This is a genomic window from Ruegeria sp. CDSC054 (assembly GCF_059610645.1).
Genome location: NZ_JBXWOA010000039.1, coordinates 1 through 1,528 on the forward strand (window position 1 = coordinate 1; position 1,528 = coordinate 1,528).

Here is a 1,528-nt window from a genome sequence, read left to right on the forward strand (position 1 = left end):
ATGTTGTTGTCCCAACCGAACTCTATCGTCGGTGGGTTTGAGTTTGCGCACATGCATCCTGATGGCAGCTTGCACGCTTCGCTGCACCCGGCAATGGCGCTGCGGGCAATTGAGGCCGGCTGGGCCGTAGCACACCCTTGGGCCGATCAACGCCCCGGATGGAGCGGCTTTGTCATGATCTATACTCCAACCACACCAGAAGAGCTGGATGTCGTCATCGATCTGGTAGAAAGTTCGTACACTTTCATCACTGGCAAAATCCTGGGCTAAATGCCAACCTGCTGACCTTGCTGTTGCTAACTAATGCGAAAAACAGTCAATAATCAGTCTTACCGGAATTTCAGGTGATCTATGTTCCACTGTTCCGGACGGGCATGATCCAGAGATGTGGCGCACCCACAATGAGTGCAACTAGGATGTATATGGCGACACATCCTCGAAACTTGTCAAAACCACATACCCCAATTAGGTATTTGGTATGTTTCGCCTGGTCCTGTCGATACTTCTTGTTGTTGCATTCTCTGGCGTATCCGCTGCGTCGGTGAAGCATGGCTTGACCCATGGATCGGATCATTCTGGTCATCATGCTCAAATGGCGGACGACGATCCGTTGGCTAATGCCGAGAAGGTTGTTGCGGATTGTTGCGACACCACCAGCGGCATGGGTTCAGCATCCTGTTTTGGTGATCTTATCGCCACGGCGGGGATTTCGCCGATCGCTCCATTGGTGATTTCAGCGGGCGGTGTGACGCACGCTGGAGCCAATTTTGCGGGCCTCGCACTGGGCGTCCCCACCGGTCCTCCGAAAGCCTGAATGGCTACGGGTTCTCGCCCGCAATCCGTTCAAATTTCACATCAAAGGACCGACAGACATGATCACACGTCGTCACTTCACCACACTATCTGCAACTGCTCTCATCGCGACCGCTCTTCCCGTCCGTGCAAACACCCCAATGCACGTGCTCACCTCACCAGATTGCGGATGTTGTCACGCATGGGCCGACTTGGCTCGCGCACGTGGCTACGCCGTCACCGTTGAGGAACTGACAGACCCCGAGGCACAGAAGTCAGCGCGGGGTATCCCGCTGAACCTCGCCTCTTGTCACACTATTGAAGCCGATGGTTATGTCTTTGAAGGCCATGTGCCGTTCGAAGCACTGGAAGCCGTGTTGAAGGATCGGCCTGGCATCACAGGGCTTGCTGTTCCCGGCACGCCAATGGGCTCCCCTGGTATGGGCGACGATCCGTCCGCCCGTTACGACGTCATTGCATTTGGGGGAGAGGCTGGGGTCGGTACGGTGTACTACCGCGCGGGCACCGCGCAGCCATTCGACACCTGATGCTAGGGCGCACAACACTCTTGGTCACCGGTGGGCTTGCGCTCGCCGGTTTCGCCGTAGCTTTCGTTCTGGCCCAGCCCTCCGAAGCGGTCGGTCTTTTGGCACCGGATGGCCCAGAATGAACAAAGCCGCCTTGCGGCGGCTTGTTCGGTACTTTGTTCGACCCAAGTGGTTGCGGGAGTAGGATT

General features: G+C 56.5%; 4 protein-coding genes. 3 read left to right on the top strand and 1 reads right to left on the bottom strand.

Features of this window, described 5'->3' with window-relative positions:
• The 3 genes from AC2FGC_RS24180 to AC2FGC_RS24190 form a co-directional block, all read left to right on the top strand.
• On the top strand, positions 1–270 hold a 270-nt coding region (locus AC2FGC_RS24180), incomplete at its 5' end, for a luciferase domain-containing protein (protein ID WP_496783664.1).
• 208 nt (positions 271–478) lie between these two features.
• Positions 479–814, top strand: coding sequence for a hypothetical protein (locus AC2FGC_RS24185; protein WP_496783666.1), 336 nt, complete (start codon positions 479–481; stop codon positions 812–814).
• A gap of 58 nt (positions 815–872) precedes the next feature.
• Positions 873–1,340, top strand: a complete 468-nt coding sequence (locus tag AC2FGC_RS24190; RefSeq protein WP_496727559.1) for a DUF411 domain-containing protein — start codon at positions 873–875, stop codon at positions 1,338–1,340.
• A 2-nt stretch (positions 1,341–1,342) separates the two neighbouring features.
• Here the strand turns inward: AC2FGC_RS24190 and AC2FGC_RS24195 are convergent.
• Positions 1,343–1,528 (bottom strand): hypothetical protein (locus tag AC2FGC_RS24195; protein WP_496727558.1); only part of this gene is annotated, 186 nt, incomplete at its 5' end.

What these genes read in the sequence shown, in the direction of transcription:
- AC2FGC_RS24190 (WP_496727559.1), top strand. Translation starts at nt 873, where the DNA reads ATGATCACACGTCGTCACTTCACCACACTATCTGCAACTGCTCTCATC.
- AC2FGC_RS24185 (WP_496783666.1), top strand. Translation starts at nt 479, where the DNA reads ATGTTTCGCCTGGTCCTGTCGATACTTCTTGTTGTTGCATTCTCTGGC.